Source organism: Burkholderia sp. LMU1-1-1.1 (genome assembly GCF_040675865.1).
GTDB lineage: Bacteria > Pseudomonadota > Gammaproteobacteria > Burkholderiales > Burkholderiaceae_D > Rugamonas.
In genome coordinates this window covers 112,961-129,968 of record NZ_JBEGHG010000034.1, presented here as the reverse complement: position 1 = coordinate 129,968, position 17,008 = coordinate 112,961, and the positions used below count along the sequence as shown (strand labels likewise).

Sequence of the window (17,008 nt, the reverse complement as noted above, 5' to 3'; positions counted from 1 at the left end):
AAAAAAGGGGACCGGCCTGATGGCCGGTCCTCCTTCATGCGTGGTTTGGAAGCGCTTACCAGCGATAGCTGAGCGACGCCTTCACATTGCGCGGTTCACCGTAGAAGCAGGAGAACGGGCAACTGGTGTAGAAGGTCTTGTCGGTCAGGTTGCTGACGTTGAGCGCCAGGCGCCACAGGCCGGTGGTGTAGCTGGCCATGGCGTCGATCACGGTGTAGGCCGGCGCCACCACGTCGGTGTAGGTGCTGGTGGTCTCGCCCATGTAGCGCGCACCGGCGCCGATTTTCAGGCCCGGCACGCCGAAGTCGCCGAAGCTGTAGTCGCCCCACAGCGACGCCTGGTTGTACGGCACGCCGTTGGTGCGGTCGCCGACCTGCTCGGGGAACAGCGGGCTGGCCTTGGTCACGCGCGCGTCGGTGTAGGTGTAGGCGGCGAGCACCTGGGCGTTGCGGCCGATGCGGCCGCGCGCCTCGAGTTCGAAGCCGCGTGAGCGCACCTCGCCCTGCTGGCGCGCGTAGCGGCGGTCCAGCGGGTCCTGGGTCAGCACGTTGCCCTGGGTGAGCTGGTAGGTGGCCGCCGACAGCATCAGCGCGCCGCCGGCGGGCTGGTAGCGCACGCCGGCCTCGAACTGCTCGCCCTCGGTCGGGTCGAAGCGGTTGCCGTTGCGGTCCGTGCCGCTGGTGGGCGCGAACGACTGGCTGAAGCTGACGAACGGCGCCAGGCCGTTGTCGGCCAGGTAGACCAGCCCGGCGCGGCCGGTGAAGGCGTCGCTCTTCTCATGGTCGGCCGAGCACAGCGACGGATTCTTGAAGTCGCATTCTGTCTGGCGCACCCAGTCCTGGCGCCCGCCCAGCAGCAGCACCCACTTGTCGGCGAACTTCATCTGGTCCTGGAAGTACAGGCCCATTTGCTTGTCGCGGCTACGGAAGCCGTACGAGTAGACGGCCGGGCCCAGCGCGCCGCCGTAGACCGGCGCGTACAGGTCGATCGTGCCGACGGCGCGGTCGAAGCGTTCGCTGGTGCGCTTGGTTTCGGTGTAGTCCAGGCCGACGAGCGTTTTGTGCTCGACGCCGGCCGCGCGCCAGTCGTACTGCAGCGAGGTGTCCGAGTTCAGGCGGTTGGTGTGCTCGTCGCGGTCCTCGGCGAAGCGCTTGATGCTGCGCTGGTCGGCTTCATAGTCGGCGGCCGTGCCGATCGAGGCCCAGTCCTGGTCCATGTGGTACTTGCGCAGGCTGTGGCGCAGCTTGAGGTTGTCGCTGAAGGCGTGGTCGAGGATGTAGCCGACCGAGTAGCGCTTGATGCGGAAGTGGTCGTAATCGGGTTCGCCGGTGAAGCGGTCGCGCGGGATGGTGCCGTGAATGTTGGGGCGCAGCGTGCCGGCCGCCGGCAGGTCGTCGGCGCCGTAGTTGCTGCGGTCGCGCTGGTACTCGGACAGCAGGGTCAGGCTGGTGGCGGCGTTCGGCTGCCATTTGAGCGCCGGGGCGAGGTAGGTGCGGTCGTCGCGCATGTAGTCGATGAAGGCGCCGCTGTCGCGCTGCAGGCCGGTCAGGCGGTAGGTCCAGACGCCGTCCTCGGTGAGGGCGCCGGCGAAGTCGCCCGAGACCTGCTTGCGGTCGAAGGAGCCGACTTCGACGTTCAACTCGCGCAGCGTTTCGGCGGTCGGACGCTTGCTGACGGTGTTGAGCACGCCGCCGGGCGAGGACATGCCGTACAGGATGGAGGAGGCGCCCTTGAGCACCTCGATGCGTTCGAGGCCGTAGACCTCCTGTTGGCCGTCGAAGCGGTTGACCTGGTAGTTGGTGCCGTCGCGGAAGGTCGACAGCAGCTGGAAGCCGCGCAGCGTGATCTCGTCGCCGGTGCGTTCGGCGCGCAGCGTGCCGCCCACCGAATAGCCCAGCGCCTCGGCGATGGTGCGGGCCTTGAGCATGTCGATCTGCTCGGCGCCGATCACGGTGATCGACTGCGGCGTCTCGATGATCGGGGTGTCGGTCTTGGTGCCGGTGGCGCTGCGCTTGGCCGCGTAGCCGGCCACCGCGCCGGTCGCCGTTTCCTGCTCGCCGACCACGTTGATGGTGGGCAGGGCGCTGTCGGGCTTGGGCGGGGTCGGCGTGTCGGCGGCGCCGGCGGCGGCGCTGAAAATCAGGCCGAACAGGCCTGCGCCCAGGGCGCGGGCGATCGGGGTCAATTGGGTGCCGGGCATTTCTTGTCGGTGCATATCGATGAGCTCACACATAAATAAGGTGGTGTAAAACAAGCCGGAATGGCGATGTTGCAGTTTTGGAAACTTTAAAGCGGAAAGCCGCCAGTTCGCCTAGTAGACGTTCCGGCGCGCGATTTGTTTAGGGGGACGCAAAAAAGCGCGGGATCAGTCGCCTGATCCCGCGCGGGCGGGGGCGGCGGGGCGGTGTTACAGCGCGCCGGCGGCCTCGCGCCGCTGCGCCGGCTGCGCGGCCAGCAGGGCCCTGCCGATCTCGCCGGTGCGCACGGCGGTGACCGACAGCAAGGTGTCGCTCAGGCCGTGCGAGGCCTCGCTGGCGCCCTGCAGGAAGATGGCCGGGTGGAAGTCGGCCGAGGTGCGGACCCTGTAGTCGCGGTCGGTCTCGACGTCGCCCAGCCAGCGCGCCAGCGGCGCCAGCACCGTCTTGTGGTGGGCGCGCTGGTAGCCGGTGGCCAGCACCACGGCGTCGTAGCGGTTGGTGACGGTGCGCTGGTGGTTGTTGTCGTGGAGTGTCAGATGGATGCCGTCGGCGTCCGCGCGCACCGAGCGGATCTCGTGCCGGCGCAGGAAGCGGTGGCGTTCGCTGTCGGCCACCTTCTGCTCGTAGAACACCTTGTAGATTTGCTGGATCAGGTCCATGTCCGGGCAGGCGTAGTTGGTGTGGCGGAACTCGCGCAGCATGTCGCTGCGTTCGGACGGCGAGCGGCTGAACATGTGGTCGACGAAATCGGGGTTGAACACCTCGTTGACGAAGGGGCTGTCGTCGGCCGGCTTGATGGCGCGCGCCCGCATGACCAGATCGACCCGGGGCGCGTTGGGACGCCCGTGCAGGTCCATGAAGATCTCGGCCGCACTCTGGCCTGCGCCGATGACGGCGATGTTGCGCGCGTCCGCGTTGGCGGCGATGCTTTGCAGGTAGCTATGGGAATGGAAGATACGTCCGTCGTCCTTGAATGGCAGGAAGGCTTCCGGCACGTTGACCGTGCCACCCACGCTGACGACCAGGTTGCGCGTCAGGCGCTCGCGCACCGGGCCGTCCGCCGCGCCGGTCGTGCGCGAGCGCACGCGCAGCATCGTCACCGCGCCGTCGCGCTGCTCCGGCAGCACCTCGAACACCTCCTCGCCGTAGACGCACAGGTCGTCGAACTGCGCCGCCGCCCAGGCGAAATAGTCGCTGAACTCGTGCCGGCTGGGGAAGAAGGTCTTGAGATTGATGAAATCGTGCAGGCGTCCCTTCTGGTGCAGGTAGTTGACGAAGGTGAAGGGGCTGGCCGGATTGCGCATCGTGACCAGGTCCTTGAGGAAGGAGATCTGCATATGCGAGTGGTCGAGCAGCATGTTCGGATGCCAGTGGAAGCCGGACTGGCGTTCGATGAACTGCGCGTTGATTTTGGCCCCGGCCTGGCGCTGCTCGTCCAGTGCGATCGCCAGCGCGACGTTGGACGGGCCGAAGCCGATGCCGATGAGGTCATGAATGAGCATGCCGCACTCCTGTAATGGTTATGTGGTGGCGCCACCCGGGCGCGATCGCCGGCGCCAATTGTGCCGGTCTGTGGTTGCTAGACGCTGGCGGCGGCCCTTTGTTTAGCGCTTCGGCCAAACTAAACATTTGCTTCGGCGGCGCGTCATGTATACGGGGCCGGGACCGCCGCGCGCGGTCATGCCGGTCATTTTTCCAATTTCATGGTGATGGCGCACAAATGGCAAAGACGAAGCTGGTATATATCTGGTCCTTGAGGAACGCGGCGGCCGACAAGGCCGGGCAGTACATCGATTACAAGGGAGAGCGGCGCTACATGAAGTCGCCGCTCGAATACCTGGCCGAGGCCATGAACGGCACCGCGCTGGGCGAGGCGTACTCGCTCGAGGCGGTCATCTACGACGACGACAAGGATTCGGCGCGCGACCGCGAGAAGGTCGGCGAGTACGGTTTCGCCTACCAGCCTGGCGGCCAGTGGTTCTATCCGCCGGAGCTGGAAGTGGGCGGGCGGCGCGTCAACGACTTGCTGTGCGCGATTCCGTCGACCTACCGCCGCCTGCCGCTGGACGCCACCGCCGAGCGCGCGGCCGGCAAGAGCGCCTTCGAGGCCCGTCTGCTCGACCGGCTGCTGACCCTGGGCGCGGAGCTGGTGGTGCTGGACGGCCTGATCGTCATCCTCGATGAGTTGGTGCGGCCCGGCGCGCACTACCACCGCAAGATCGTCAACATCCATCCCGGGATCACCCGCATCGAGTCGCCCTACGAGCGGCGCGGCGCCTATGCCACGCTCGACGCGCTGCATGGCGTGAAGGGCCGCAAGGTGGTCGATTGGCGCACCATGGAGACCGTGGAGGTGCCGGTGGCGGCGATGACCGGCGCCTCGTTCCACTACGTCGACAACGGCATCGATTCGGGCGAGGTGATCCACGACGTGCTGGGCACCGAGATCGCGCCGGATGACACGATCCTGGAGCTGCGCTGGAATAATTTCAACCGTAGCCTGTTCCCTGCGTTGTCGCAAGGGCTGGAAATCATGGCCGGTATCGCCCCAGGCCCCGGGCGATGACGGCCGGGTGTAGGGTCGTGGCTGTGCGGAAGGTGGTGTATGCGTTGCCGTTGTTGCTGGGCTGTCTGGCACTGGCGCCGGCGGCGCACGCCAGGCAGGACGCGGCGCCGCCGAAGGCGCTAGGAACGGCCGATGGCAAGCAAGGCGGCGCCGGCATGCAGGGCGTCGAGATACGCCGCACCACCGACGGCATTCCCCATGTGCGCGCGAACAGCTGGCGCGAGCTTGGCGTCGGCGCCGGCTATGTGCAGGCGCAGGACGCGCTGTGCACCCTGGCCGAGGCCTTCGTCACCTACGAGGGCCGGCGCGCCTGGTTCTTCGGCGCCGACGCCAAACCCGCGCGCAACTCGACCTTCGGCCGGCCGAAGAACATCGATCTGGATTTTTTCTTCCGCGCGCAGGCCGACGAGGCGATGGTGGCGCGCTACCGCGCCAGCAATCCGCCGGCGTTGAACGAACTGGTGGAGGGCTTTGCCGCCGGCTACAACCGCTATCTGGCCGACGTCCGCCAGGGCCGCCAGCGCCCGGCGGGGCGCACCTGCCTGAAGCAGCCGTGGGTGCGTGACATCGGCGCCGACGATATCTACCGGCGCATGTACGCGGCCCAGATCGCGGCCGGCTACGCCAGGTTCGTCACCGAAATCGCCAACGCCAAGCCGGCCAAGCCCGACAACGCGGGCGCGTCGGACGCCACGCAGGCGCCGGCCGACGACACGCCGTTGCGTAGCCTGCTGGCGCAAAGCGTCGGCGACCAGCCCGGCCTGGGCAGCAATATGTTCGTGCTGGGCCGCGAGGCGACCGGCGGCGACGAGGCGGTGCTGTTCGGCAATCCACACTGGTTTTGGGGTGGGCCGGACCGCTTTTACCAGATGCACTTGACGTTTCCGGGGCGGCTGGACGTGGCCGGCGCCACCTTCCTCGGCGTGCCGATCATCATGCTCGGCTTTAACGATCATGTCGCGTGGAGCCACACGGTGTCGGCGGCGCGCCGTTTCGGCCTGTTCGACGTGGCGCTTGACCCGGCCGATCCGGCCCGCTATCTGGTCGACGGCGCCAGCGAAGCGATGACGACCCGCGAGATCGGCGTCGACGTGCGCGGCGACGACGGCAAGGCGCGGCGGCTCACCCGTACCTTTTACCGCACGCGCCACGGGCTGGTGCTCGATCTCGGCGGCTACAACCCCGCCTTCGCCTGGGGTGAGCGGCACGCGATGGCGATCCGCGATGTCAACGCCGACAACTTCCGCATCTTCCGCAACTACTTCGCATGGAACCAGGCGACGTCGCTGGAAGAGTTCATCGCCATCCAGCGGCGCGAGGCGGCGCTGCCATGGGTGAACACGGTGGCGATCGGCCGCGGCGACGGCAGGGTGTGGTACGGCGACATCGGCGCCGTGCCGAACGCGTCCGACGCGTTGCGCGCATCGTGCGCAACGCCGCTGGCGGCCGGCTTCGCCAAGCTCGATCCCTATACGCCGGTGCTCGACGGCAGCCGCGCAGCGTGCGACTGGCGCGTCGATCCGGCGGCCGCGCAGCCGGGCGCGATGGCGGCCGACGCGCTGCCATGGCTGCTGCGCGATGACTATGTGGCGAACATGAACGACAGCTATTGGCTCAGCAACGCGCGCCGACCGCTGGAGGGCTATCCCTCGGTGCTCGGCGGCGAGCGCAAGCCGCTGGCGCTGCGCGGACGGCTAGGCCACCGGATGGCGCTCGATCTGCTGCGCGCGGGCGTGCCGGCCGAGACACTGGGCCGGCGCGTGATGCGCGACGTGCTGGACGCGCGGGTGTATTCGGCCGAACTGTTCAAGGACCAGGCGCTGGTGCAGGCCTGCGCGCAGCCAAGGGTGGCGCTGGACGCGGCGGCACGCAAGGCGGCGGGCGTGGCGGAGGATGCCCCGATCGGTGAGGTCGACATCGGCAAGGCTTGCGCGACACTGCGGCAATGGGCCAACAAGGGCGACGCCGGCGATCGCGGCGCGCTGTTGTGGGAAGCCTTCTGGGGGCGCCTGCAAAAGATACCGGAGGCGGAACGCTACGGCGTCGCTTTCGCCGACGGCGCTCCGCTGGAGACGCCGCGCGAGCTGCGCCTGGGCGGGGAACGGGCCGCCCAGGCGCTGGCGGCGACGGTGCTGGACTTCGGCGCCAAGGGCTGGTCGCCGGATGCGGCGCTGGGCGAGCGTCGCTATGTAAACAGTGGCGGCAAGCGCCTGCCAATGTTCGGCGGTTGTGGGTTGGACGGCTACTTCGCCATCGCCTGCAATTCCGACGGCGCCAGCGCGTTGGGGCCGGATTCGCACGCCAACAGCTACATGCAGGTGGTGCGTTTCGACGCCGCCGGGGTGCGGGCGCACACGCTGCTGGCGCACGGCCTCGATGAAACGGCGGTCGACGGCGGCCTGGGCGCGGCGCCGGTGGCGCGATACGCGCGCAAAGAGTGGCTGCGTTTCCCGTTCCGGGAAGCGGAGATCGCCCGCGACCCGGGCCTCACGCGGCTGGTACTGCTGCCGTCGCGTTAGTGGACAACACTGGGTCACAACACTGGGGTCAAGTCTGACATTCGGACACGGGCTCCGCCGTAAGGGCGTCTTCCCGGACCAGCTCGTGTCCGAATGACAGACTTGACCCCCGCGTGGGGTGGTCCGTGAAGGCGCCTTTACGGCGAGGCTTGTGTCCGAATGTCGGCACTGACCCCGCGTGCTTTGATGGTGCTAAACAAACGCTGCGCCGGCGCGTCTTGATGGTGTGTCCCGGGGCGGGGCGATGCGCGTCGTCCGACTTATATTTTTTTAAGGTGAAACCGTCTTGCTTACCTATTTGATACGACAGTCGCGGAATCTGATGATCGCCGCCGCGCTGGCCAGCATCGTCGCCGGCGTTTGCAGCGTGCTGGTGCTCACGCAGATCAACGCCGCACTGATGGCCGACACCGAGGCCCAGCGCACCGTCGTGGCCTGGCGCTTCGCCGCCTTCGCCGTGGCGGCGATGCTTAGCACCATGGTGTCGTCGGTGCTGTTCGAACGCTTGAACCAGAGCGCCCACGCCAACCTGCGGCGCTTCATTTCGGCGCGCGTGATCGCCGCCGACTACCGCCGCCTGGAGGAGGTCGGCGCGCCCAAGGTGCATTCGGCCTTGTCCGAGCACAGCACGCGGGTGGCCGACTTCTTCGTCAGCTTCCCGACCATCGTGGTCAACTTCGTCGCCGTCTCGGGCTGCCTGATCTACATGGCCTGGCTGTCGTGGCAGGTGTTCCTGGCGGCCGTGGCGGTGATCGGACTCGGTTCGCTCGGCTACCACATGGCGCACGTGTGGGCGATCCGCCATCTGGACATCGCCGCGCGCGAGCAGGACCGGCTATTCGACCATTTCCGCTCGCTGGTCGATGGCGCCAAGGAGCTGCGGCTGCACGCGGCCAAGCGGCGCCGCTTCGCCGACGAGGTCCTGGATCGATCGATCGAGTTCGTCAGGCGCGAGCGCACGCTCGGCATGTCGGTGTTCCTGGTGTCGTCGGCGTGGGGGAAATTCCTGATCTTCGGCTTCATCGGCCTGGTGCTGTTCGCGCTGGTGGGCGACGTCGGCGACCGCGCCCGCGTCATGACCGGCTTCGTGCTGGTGTTCCTGTACATGGTCGGGCCGCTGGAGGGACTGTTGATGACTTTGCCGCGCGCGAACATGGCCAAGTCCTCGGGTGCGCGCATCGACGAGATCACCCGCGAGCTCGAACACACCGAGGACGAGGCCGTTGAAGGGCCGCCGCCGCCATTGCAAAGCCTGGTGCTCAAGGGCGTGTGCCACCGCTACTACAGCGAGAGCGCCGACGAGGTGTTCACCCTGGGGCCGGTCGACCTGGCGTTCCAGCCGGGCCAGATCACTTTCCTGGTGGGCGGCAACGGCAGCGGCAAAACGTCGCTGGCCAAGCTGCTGGTGGGCTTGTACCGGCCGGAGATCGGCTCGGTCCAGCTGAACGGCGAGAAGATAGGCGACGCCAACCGCGATACCTACCGCCAGACCTTCTCGACCGTGTTCCCGGACTTCCATTTGTTCGAGCAGATCCTGCAGGCGCCGTCCGGCCAGCTGGACGCGCAGGGCAACGCGCTGCTGGAGAAGCTGCACCTGCAGCACAAAGTGCAGGTGCGCGATGGCGCCTTCACCACGCGCGCGCTGTCGCAGGGCCAGCGCAAGCGGTTGGCCCTGGCCGTCACCTATCTGGAGGACCGTCCCTTCATCGTGTTCGACGAGTGGGCGGCCGACCAGGACCCGGTGTTCAAGGAGGTGTTCTACCGCGAGCTGCTGCCGGAGCTGCGCGCCAAGGGAAAATCGCTGCTGGTGATCTCGCACGACGACCGCTATTTCCATCTGGCCGACCGGTTGATCCGCATGGAGAACGGCCAGGTGGTGGCGGTGGAGACACCGGCCGGCCGGGCGCCCGTCGAAGCGCCGTCGCTCGACCTCTCCGCCGCCGCATGACGCGCCGTGGTCTGGCCAGCGCCGCCCGGTTTGTGGCGGCGCTGGCCGCCGTGCCGTCGGCCGCTTTCGCCGCGGCCGAGGCGCTGCCGGCCGCGCTTTCGCTGCCGGCGGCGGGCGGTGGCGGCGGCGCTTCCGCGCTGGACGGCGCGACGGTCATCGATGGCTTCGTGCAGGTGGCGCCGGTCGCCGGGGCCGCGCCGAGCCGGCGCACCGAGCTGCGGCTGGCGCACGACGCCAAGTCCCTGTACGTCCACGTGCGCGCCTACGACTCCGTCCCGTCAAGTATCGTGGCGCAGCAGATGCGGCGCGACGTCGAGGGCATGCTGCAGGAGGACCGGGTCACGCTGGTGTTCGACCCGGAGGGCGGCGGCCGCAACGGCTACCTGTTCGCGGTCAACCCCAACGGCGCGCAGTTCGACGCCCTGATCTTCGACGGCGGCCGCATGCGCTTCGACTGGGACGCCTTGTGGCGCAGCGAGGCGCGCATCGAGGTCGATGGCTGGAGCGCCGACATCACGATCCCGCTGTCGGTGTTCGGCCGTGGCCGCCCGGTCGGCGCGGACGGGCTGCGCCACTGGCGCGTCAACGCCGAGCGCTGGATGCCGCGAGGCAGCGAGCGCGTGCGCCTGGCCCGCATCCAGCCCGATAAAGAGGTCTACTCGCTGGGCGACGCGCTGCCGATGCCGGCCATCGTCGCCGCGCAGGACGGCTGGGGACTGCGCATGAAGGGCTCGCTGCGCGCCACCGCCGAATCGTCGGCCGCCTCGGGCACGGGCCGCACGCGGCGCCGTCTGGAGCCGGGACTGGAACTGTTCCACGAAAGCGAGGGCGGCCTGCGTACCACCGCCGCGCTGAACATCGATTTCGGCGAGGCCGAGGCCGACGAGCGCGCCGTCAACCTGACGCGCTTCGAGCTGTTCCGGCCCGAAAAGCGGGAATTCTTCCTGCACGACGCCGGCCGCTACACCTTCGGCGGCCTGGTCGACGGCGCCGTGGTGCCGTACTACTCGCGCCGGGTGGGGCTGGACGCCACCGGGCGCGGACGCAGCCTGGACGCCGGCCTGAAATTCTCCGGCCAGGTGGCCGGCGCCGACTTCGGCGTGCTGGGCGCGCGCGTGGCCGGCGGCGCCACCGCGCCGGACCAGCCCGACCAACGGGCCGCCGACGTGGCGGTGGTGCGGCTGGCGCGTCCGCTCGACAGCCGCCACCGGGTCGGCATGATGCTCACGCGCGGCAACGCCGAGGGTACGGGCGGCAGCGGCACCCACGGCGTCGACTACCAGTTCCGCGACAGCGACTGGACACCGCCGGGCGGCGCGGGCGGCGGCAAGACGCTGGAGGTGCACGCGTGGGCGCTGGAGTCGCGCAACGCCGGCCTGGGCACGGGCCGCGCCTGGGGCGCCAGCGTCAACTATCCGAATGTCGGCCTGAACGGCGCGGCCGAGCTGCAACGCATCGGCGCCAACTTCAATCCGGCGCTCGGCTATCTGGCCGAGTCCGACGTGACGCGCGGCGAGGGCACGCTGGGCTGGTGGCACCGCACCGGCGCCGGCGAGAGCATCATTCCGGGCATGGACTGGAACTTCCGCCGCAAACAGGACGGCAGCGAGCGCTCGGTCATGCTCAACCCGGAAATCGCCTACACGGCGGCGGCCGGCGACACCGCGCTGGCCGAGGTGTTTTACGAGACCGACCGGCTGGCCGCCCCGTACAGCCCGGTGCCCGGCGTGGTCATCCAGCCGGGCAGCTATAGCTGGCGCTATCTGTATGGTTATGTCGAGACGTCGCCTTCGCGGCCGTTGTCGGCGTCCGCAGACGTGCGCGGCGGCGGCTACTACGACGGACACCGTCAGGACCAGAGCGTGTCGCTGGCGTGGAAGCCTGGCGCGCGCTGGGGCTGGCGCGCGGGCTTGACGCGCAACGCCATCCGCCTGCCGTCGGGCCGCTTCACCGTGCGCATGGCCACCTTGCGGCTGGACCACACGCCCAGCACGCGCATGGCCGAGAGCCTGCTGCTGCAATGGGATAACGTCTCGCAGGAGCTGGGCGTGAGCGCGCGCGTGCGCTGGCTGTGGGCGGCGGACCGGGAGCTGATCTTCTCGCTCGACCGCCTCGGCTACACGGGCGAGCGGCGCGATACGCTGCCCGGCCAGACCCGCGCCATGCTCAAGCTGGTGTGGAATCTGGAGCGTTAGCGGCGGCGCCCGTGGATGCGGGTTGTAGCGGGCAGGCGCCGCAGTAGCCGGTCTGCGGCAGCATATACTGCAGGCAGCATTGGCGGTGCAGATTGGCCGCCTCGGCCGGAGCGAAGTGGACCGGCGCGCGAAGGCGGGGATACAGCGGATTCGGATGGCTCGCGTCAGCGGCCGCGTCGCCACATTGATTCCACAGCGGCAGCTCAAGTAATTGCCGGCGGTCGGCAAGCAGCGCGGGAACCGGTCCCAGCATCGCCAGCGCCTGGTCGAACACCGGCTCCAGGCAGCGCGCGGCGTTGCCCCACAGGACCTTGCGCGGCAGCCCCGATACCCGGCCCAGTTCGGCGAACAGCGGGTCCAGATGATGTTGCAGCAGGGGCGCGTAGCGGGCTTGGGTGTCGGTTCCGGCCACGGAGGCGCCTTCGTGGGCGATGTAAAAACGCAGCGGTTCGCGATGCTGGTCCAGTTCCAGCCAGACTTCTGCGGCGGTCGCGGGAAAGCCGTGCCGCAGCACGCTGGCGGCGGCGACCATCGGCGGCAGCAGCGCGCGCAGATAGGCCAGGCTCCATAGCGAGGCGACCGGACGCAGGTCGCCGCCGCCCAGGTGCACGGCATAGCGGACGAGGATGCTCTTTAGCGGGCCGTCGGCGCGGGTGAGGGCGGCGACAGGGATCGCAGGGGCGGGCGGCGCGCCGCAGACCAGCGCTTCGCCATGCGGCGCGAGCGCTCCACGGAATATGGGGGCGAGCAGGCCGATCACGGCTGGCCTGCGCGGCGAGGCGCGGACGAGGGGGCGGCCAGCGCGGCCAGGGCGAAAATATCCATGTCCGGTAGACGTTTGCTGAGCACCGGTGTTTAGGCGCCGCCGAAGGAAAACGATTTATGTTTCTCTGGCTGCTCTATAATTCAAATGTTTCCATTAAGCCAAAGATGGCGCCAGGCCAACCCGATGACGTCCACCAGCCCCACATTACCTTTTCGCGCCACCACCGAACAAGCCTGCGAGTGGCTAGGCCAGCAGGGCGTGGGCGACGCGCCCTGGACCTTGGCGCGCCTGATCGAGACCGGCGTCACGCCGTACGTCTGGCTCGACTACGACGCCGCCTATCCCGAGCTGTTCGGCGACGCCAACGGCGGCTACGCGGCGCCGATCTTCTTCGAGGGCGATACCGCTCGCCTGGCAGCCGGCAGCGAGGATGTGCTCATCACCATCACCAAGGATGCGTACAAGATCGTCGCCAAGCTGCCGCCCCCAGGTTTCCGGCGCGAGCTGCACGAGTTGCGCTTTCTGAAGAAAGAGCTGGAGCAATTGGCCGCCCGGCTCAAGCGCGAGGCGGAACCGCAACCGGTCAAGACCGAAGGCGTGAAGGAATCGCAGGACGGCATAGGCCGCGACGAGATCCTGGCCGCCTTCGACGGCCTGGCCAGGCTCGATCTGGCGCAGTCGCTCGACGACGGCATCGGCATCTTCGGCGACGACGGCGCCCGCGTCAAAGGCAGCGGCGGCAAAGGCAAGAAGAACAAGCACAACACCCTGTGGAATCCCGTGACCCTGGCGCTGGGCTTGAACGAGGTGTACCGCGTTCCCGTTCCGCGCCTGAAAAAGGCTTTCGCCACGCATGATTTTCTGTATGCCTGGCGCGCGGACTGGGAGTTGTCGCTGACGCTGCTGAATAAATAAGTTCCACCCCCGGCACCACGCTTTTATCCATCGACTCTTCCAAACGGACCCTATGAGATATTTACGCTACCTATTGATGCTCGCCGCCGTCGCTTTTAGCCTGCACGCTCCCGCCCACGCGGACGAGCGCGCCGTGCGCGAACGGATTTCCTTCAATGCCGATTGGCGCTTTATCAAGGGCGAACCGACGGGCGGCGTCAGCGACGCGGCGTTCGACGACAGCCGCTGGCGCAAACTCGATCTGCCGCACGACTTCGGCATCGAAGGTCCGTTCAAGCAGGAGTACGAGGGCGAGACCGGCAAGTTGCCGTGGTGGGGCGTGGCATGGTACCGCAAGCACTTCGCGGCCCCGGCCAGCGACGCCGGGCGTAGAGTGTTCATCGATATCGATGGCGCGATGTCGCACGCGACCGTCTTTCTCAACGGGCAAAAGGTTGGCGGCTGGCCTTACGGCTACTCGTCGTTCCGGCTGGAGCTGACGCCGTATCTGAAGCCGGGCGCGCAAAACGTGCTGGCTGTGCGCATCGACAATCCGGAGGATTCGTCGCGCTGGTATCCGGGCGGCGGTATTTACCGCAACGTCTGGCTGGTGAAGACGACGCCGCTGCACGTGGTCAACAACGGCATCTTCGTGCTGACGCCGACCGTGACCGCCGACGCGGCCACCGTCGAGGTCCGCGCGACCCTGGACAACCAGGGCGCCGACGCCGAAGCCAAGGTCAGCACCGCCGTCTACGCGCTGGACGCGGCCGGCCGCCGCACCGGCGCGGCGCTGGCGCAGACGGCCGTCTCGGCCGCCGCCAAGATCACGGCCGGCAAGCAGGCGATCCTGACGCAGTCGCTGCAACTGGCGCGTCCTCAATTGTGGAGCCTGCGCTCGCCCAAGCGCTATGTCGCCGTCACCACGGTCACCGCGAAGGACCAGGTCGTCGACGTGGTCGAGACGCCGTTCGGCGTGCGCACCATCGCCTTCGACGCGGCGCGCGGCTTCCTGCTCAATGGCGAACGCGTCATGCTGCAAGGCGTCAGCCAGCACCACGATCTCGGCGCGCTGGGCGCGGCGCTGAACTTGCGCGCGCTGGAGCGCCAGTTTGAAATTCTGCAGGAAATGGGCGTCAACGCCATCCGCACCACGCATAACCCGCCGGCGCCCGAGCTGCTGGAACTGGCCGACCGCATGGGCATGTTGATCATCGTCGAGGCGTTCGACGCCTGGCGCATCCCCAAGACGAAGAACGACTACGCCACGCTGTTCGACGCCTGGCACGAAAAAGACCTGCGCGCGATGGTCCAGCGCGACCGCAACCATCCGAGCGTGATCGCCTGGAGCATCGGCAACGAGATCATGGAACAGGGCCAGCCGGAAGGCTGGAAGGTTGCCGTCCACCTGGCCGACATCGTCCGCAGCGAAGACCGCTCGCGTCCGACCACGGCCGGCTTCAACAAGATCAACTCCGGCTATGACGGCTTCCAGACCGCCATCGACGTGTTCGGCTACAACTACAAACCGGCCGAGTATGGCCGGCTGCATCAGAGCGCGCCGTACCTGCCGCTGTATGGCAGCGAAACCTCGTCCACCGTCAGCTCGCGCGGCGAGTACTTCTTCCCCGTCAGCGACGACAAAACCAAGGGCGCGTTCAACTTCCAGGTCAGCAGCTACGATCTGACGGCGCCGCCATGGGCCTGGTCACCTGATGTCGAATTCGCCGGCATCGACAACAACCCCTTCGTCGCGGGCGAGTTCGTGTGGACCGGCTTCGACTATCTGGGCGAGCCGACGCCGTACAACGACGACGCCACCAATGTGTTCAACTTCACCGATCCGGCGCAGCAGCAGGCCGCCGCCAAGGAACTGGCCGAGCTTCGCAAGATCAAGATGCCATCGCGCAGCTCGTATTTCGGCATTGTCGACCTGGCCGGGTTCAAGAAGGACCGTTTCTATCTGTACCAGGCGCGCTGGCGGCCGGAGTTGCCGATGGCCCATCTGCTGCCGCACTGGAACTGGCCGGAGCGGGTGGGGCAGGTCACGCCGGTGCATCTGTACACGTCGGGCGACGAGGCCGAGTTGTTCCTCAACGGCCAGTCGCTGGGACGCAAGAAGCGCGGTCCGCGCGACTATCGTCTGCGCTGGGATGACGTGGTGTACAAGCCGGGCACCTTGCGCGCGGTGGTGTACAAGCAGGGCAAGCAGTGGGCCGAGGATACTGTGCGCACCACCGGCGCGGCGGCGAAGCTCAAGCTGGCCGCCGACCGTAGCGCCCTGAGCGCCGACGGCAAGGACTTGTCGTTCGTGACCTTGACGATCGCCGACAAGGACGGGCTGGCGGTGCCGCGCTCGCACAACAAGGTGAAGTTCACCGTCAGCGGGCCGGCCGAGCTGGTGGCCACCGACAACGGCGACGCCACCAGTCATGTATCGTTCCAATCGCCGGAGCGGCCCGCGTTCAACGGTCTGGCGCTGGCGATCGTGCGCACGCGGGCGGGGCAGGGCGGCAAGATCGTCGTCACCGCCACCAGCGAAGGGCTCGGCAGCGCGAAGGTGGAATTGAACAGTAAGCCGTAACCCAACCTGGGGTCAGGTCCGCCATTTCTACACGAGCCCGGCCATATGCCACCGCCTCAAATCATGCGGGATTATTGGGATAAGGCGGCCCTGTGGGGTATTTTGAAAGTGTGAGTAGTGGCTATAACCGACGTATCGACCCTGTTCTTTGGCATGACGCTCAACCTGTCGATCATGGCCGTGGCGCTGCCCTATTTCATGGGGCGGGTGAACCGTGCTGCGCGATATGCCCAAGCCGGGATCATCCTGCAAACGGTGGGTTGGGTTTTCCTGCTGTGGTCAAGCACCTTTGAACGGGGCGGCTGGGCCGACCATCTATTGTCAACGATGGCAATGGGCAGCGTCTCGGGCGGCATGGTATTCAACGCCATGGCCTTTCAATTGTGGTACGGTCGTGAGGCCAGTGCCCGCGCCCCCGCCGCCATAGCCGTGTTGATGACAGTCGGCTACAGCATCGGTTTTTCCAACTATCCGTTCAGGGTAGGCTGGGCGAACGGCCTGCTGGCATTGCAGTTTGCGGCCATAATAGTTTCTCTGTGCCGTGCGCCACAGGTGGCGGTCGGACGCTGGCGCTGGCTGTTAATCATATGCCTTACGGTTCAGATGGTAGTACTTGCCTGCCGCGCCGTGCTGGGTGCGTTCTACACCGCCGAGTTTCCGAATTTTTTTGGGCCGTACCTGATCAACCGAGTGTTTGCCTTGTCATCAAATTCAATGATGATGATGTCGGTGGTGGCCATTCTCCTTGCGCACCGCGACGAGGCAGCCCGGGAACTGGAACGGTTGGCTACGCTGGACGGTTTGACAGGGGCTTTGAATCGCCGCGCTTGGGTGGTGAAGTCCGAAAGCGACCTGGCCAGCAGTGTGCGATACGAGCAGCCGCTCGGCGTGTTGATGCTTGACCTCGACTATTTCAAGCAAATCAACGACAAGCACGGCCATGCGGGTGGCGACAGGGCGTTGCAAGTTTTCGTCACCGGCTTACGGGCTGTGAGCCGTGTTGGAGATCTGTTCTGCCGTTACGGCGGCGAGGAATTTTGCGTGCTACTCAACCGTGCCGACTTCGCTTCGATCATCGCTTACGACGAACGCCTGCGGCAATGGCTTGCGCTGCACTCGATCAACGAACTCGGTTTTGAACTCTCTTACAGCGGCGGCATCGCGATGCGTATGGACAGCACAGACACCATAGAGCGGATGCTTCAGCGTGCCGACGTCGCCCTCTACAAAGCCAAGTCGCAGGGGCGTGGCTGTACACTTGCCAGTTCGGAAATGCTCGATACACGTTCTACATCCATGGCATCATAAATTTCACGCGTAGCGGGCAAAGCAGACATA

10 protein-coding genes are annotated in these 17,008 nt (G+C 67.1%); 7 read left to right on the top strand and 3 right to left on the bottom strand.

Going from position 1 to position 17,008, the window contains the following annotated elements; translation table 11 throughout:
• Positions 1 to 55: 55 nt before the first annotated feature.
• The gene (locus MRBLMU1_RS22125) at positions 56 to 2,215 is read right to left on the bottom strand and encodes a TonB-dependent siderophore receptor (protein WP_363505823.1); all 2,160 of its coding nucleotides are present in this window, start codon (positions 2,213 to 2,215) and stop codon (positions 56 to 58) included.
• A 192-nt stretch (positions 2,216 to 2,407) separates the two neighbouring features.
• On the bottom strand, positions 2,408 to 3,700 hold the full coding sequence (locus tag MRBLMU1_RS22120; protein ID WP_363505820.1) for a lysine N(6)-hydroxylase/L-ornithine N(5)-oxygenase family protein: 1,293 nt from the start codon (positions 3,698 to 3,700) through the stop codon (positions 2,408 to 2,410).
• A 218-nt stretch (positions 3,701 to 3,918) separates the two neighbouring features.
• Between MRBLMU1_RS22120 and MRBLMU1_RS22115 the strand changes: the two genes are divergently transcribed.
• The 4 genes from MRBLMU1_RS22115 to MRBLMU1_RS22100 all read left to right on the top strand — a co-directional run bounded on the left by MRBLMU1_RS22115 (position 3,919) and on the right by MRBLMU1_RS22100 (position 11,426).
• Positions 3,919 to 4,764 carry a N(5)-hydroxyornithine transformylase PvdF gene (locus MRBLMU1_RS22115; RefSeq protein ID WP_363505817.1) on the top strand — a complete coding sequence of 282 codons (846 nt, stop codon included), beginning with the start codon at positions 3,919 to 3,921 and terminating at the stop codon, positions 4,762 to 4,764.
• 17 nt (positions 4,765 to 4,781) lie between these two features.
• The gene (locus MRBLMU1_RS22110) at positions 4,782 to 7,283 is read left to right on the top strand and encodes a penicillin acylase family protein (protein WP_363505814.1); all 2,502 of its coding nucleotides are present in this window, start codon (positions 4,782 to 4,784) and stop codon (positions 7,281 to 7,283) included.
• 286 nt (positions 7,284 to 7,569) lie between these two features.
• The gene (locus tag MRBLMU1_RS22105; protein WP_363505811.1) at positions 7,570 to 9,231 is read left to right on the top strand and encodes a cyclic peptide export ABC transporter; all 1,662 of its coding nucleotides are present in this window, start codon (positions 7,570 to 7,572) and stop codon (positions 9,229 to 9,231) included.
• On the top strand, positions 9,228 to 11,426 hold the full coding sequence (locus MRBLMU1_RS22100; RefSeq protein ID WP_363505808.1) for a carbohydrate binding family 9 domain-containing protein: 2,199 nt from the start codon (positions 9,228 to 9,230) through the stop codon (positions 11,424 to 11,426). The genes MRBLMU1_RS22105 and MRBLMU1_RS22100 overlap by 4 nt, the downstream gene beginning before the upstream one ends.
• Here MRBLMU1_RS22100 and fhuF read toward each other — a convergent pair.
• On the bottom strand, positions 11,398 to 12,036 hold the full coding sequence (gene fhuF / locus MRBLMU1_RS22095; protein WP_363505806.1) for a siderophore-iron reductase FhuF: 639 nt from the start codon (positions 12,034 to 12,036) through the stop codon (positions 11,398 to 11,400). The two genes, MRBLMU1_RS22100 and fhuF, sit on opposite strands and share 29 nt — an antisense overlap.
• Before the next feature lie 339 nt (positions 12,037 to 12,375).
• Here fhuF and MRBLMU1_RS22090 point away from each other — a divergent pair, with 339 nt between their 5' ends.
• From MRBLMU1_RS22090 to MRBLMU1_RS22080, 3 genes are all read left to right on the top strand, one after another.
• On the top strand, positions 12,376 to 13,107 hold the full coding sequence (locus tag MRBLMU1_RS22090; RefSeq protein ID WP_363505803.1) for a hypothetical protein: 732 nt from the start codon (positions 12,376 to 12,378) through the stop codon (positions 13,105 to 13,107).
• 52 nt (positions 13,108 to 13,159) lie between these two features.
• Complete coding sequence (gene galB, locus MRBLMU1_RS22085; protein WP_363505800.1) at positions 13,160 to 15,670, top strand: beta-galactosidase GalB; 2,511 nt, start codon at positions 13,160 to 13,162, stop codon at positions 15,668 to 15,670.
• Positions 15,671 to 15,787: 117 nt separating this feature from the next.
• Positions 15,788 to 16,978, top strand: coding sequence for a GGDEF domain-containing protein (locus MRBLMU1_RS22080; protein WP_363505797.1), 1,191 nt, complete (start codon positions 15,788 to 15,790; stop codon positions 16,976 to 16,978).
• Positions 16,979 to 17,008: the final 30 nt, after the last annotated feature.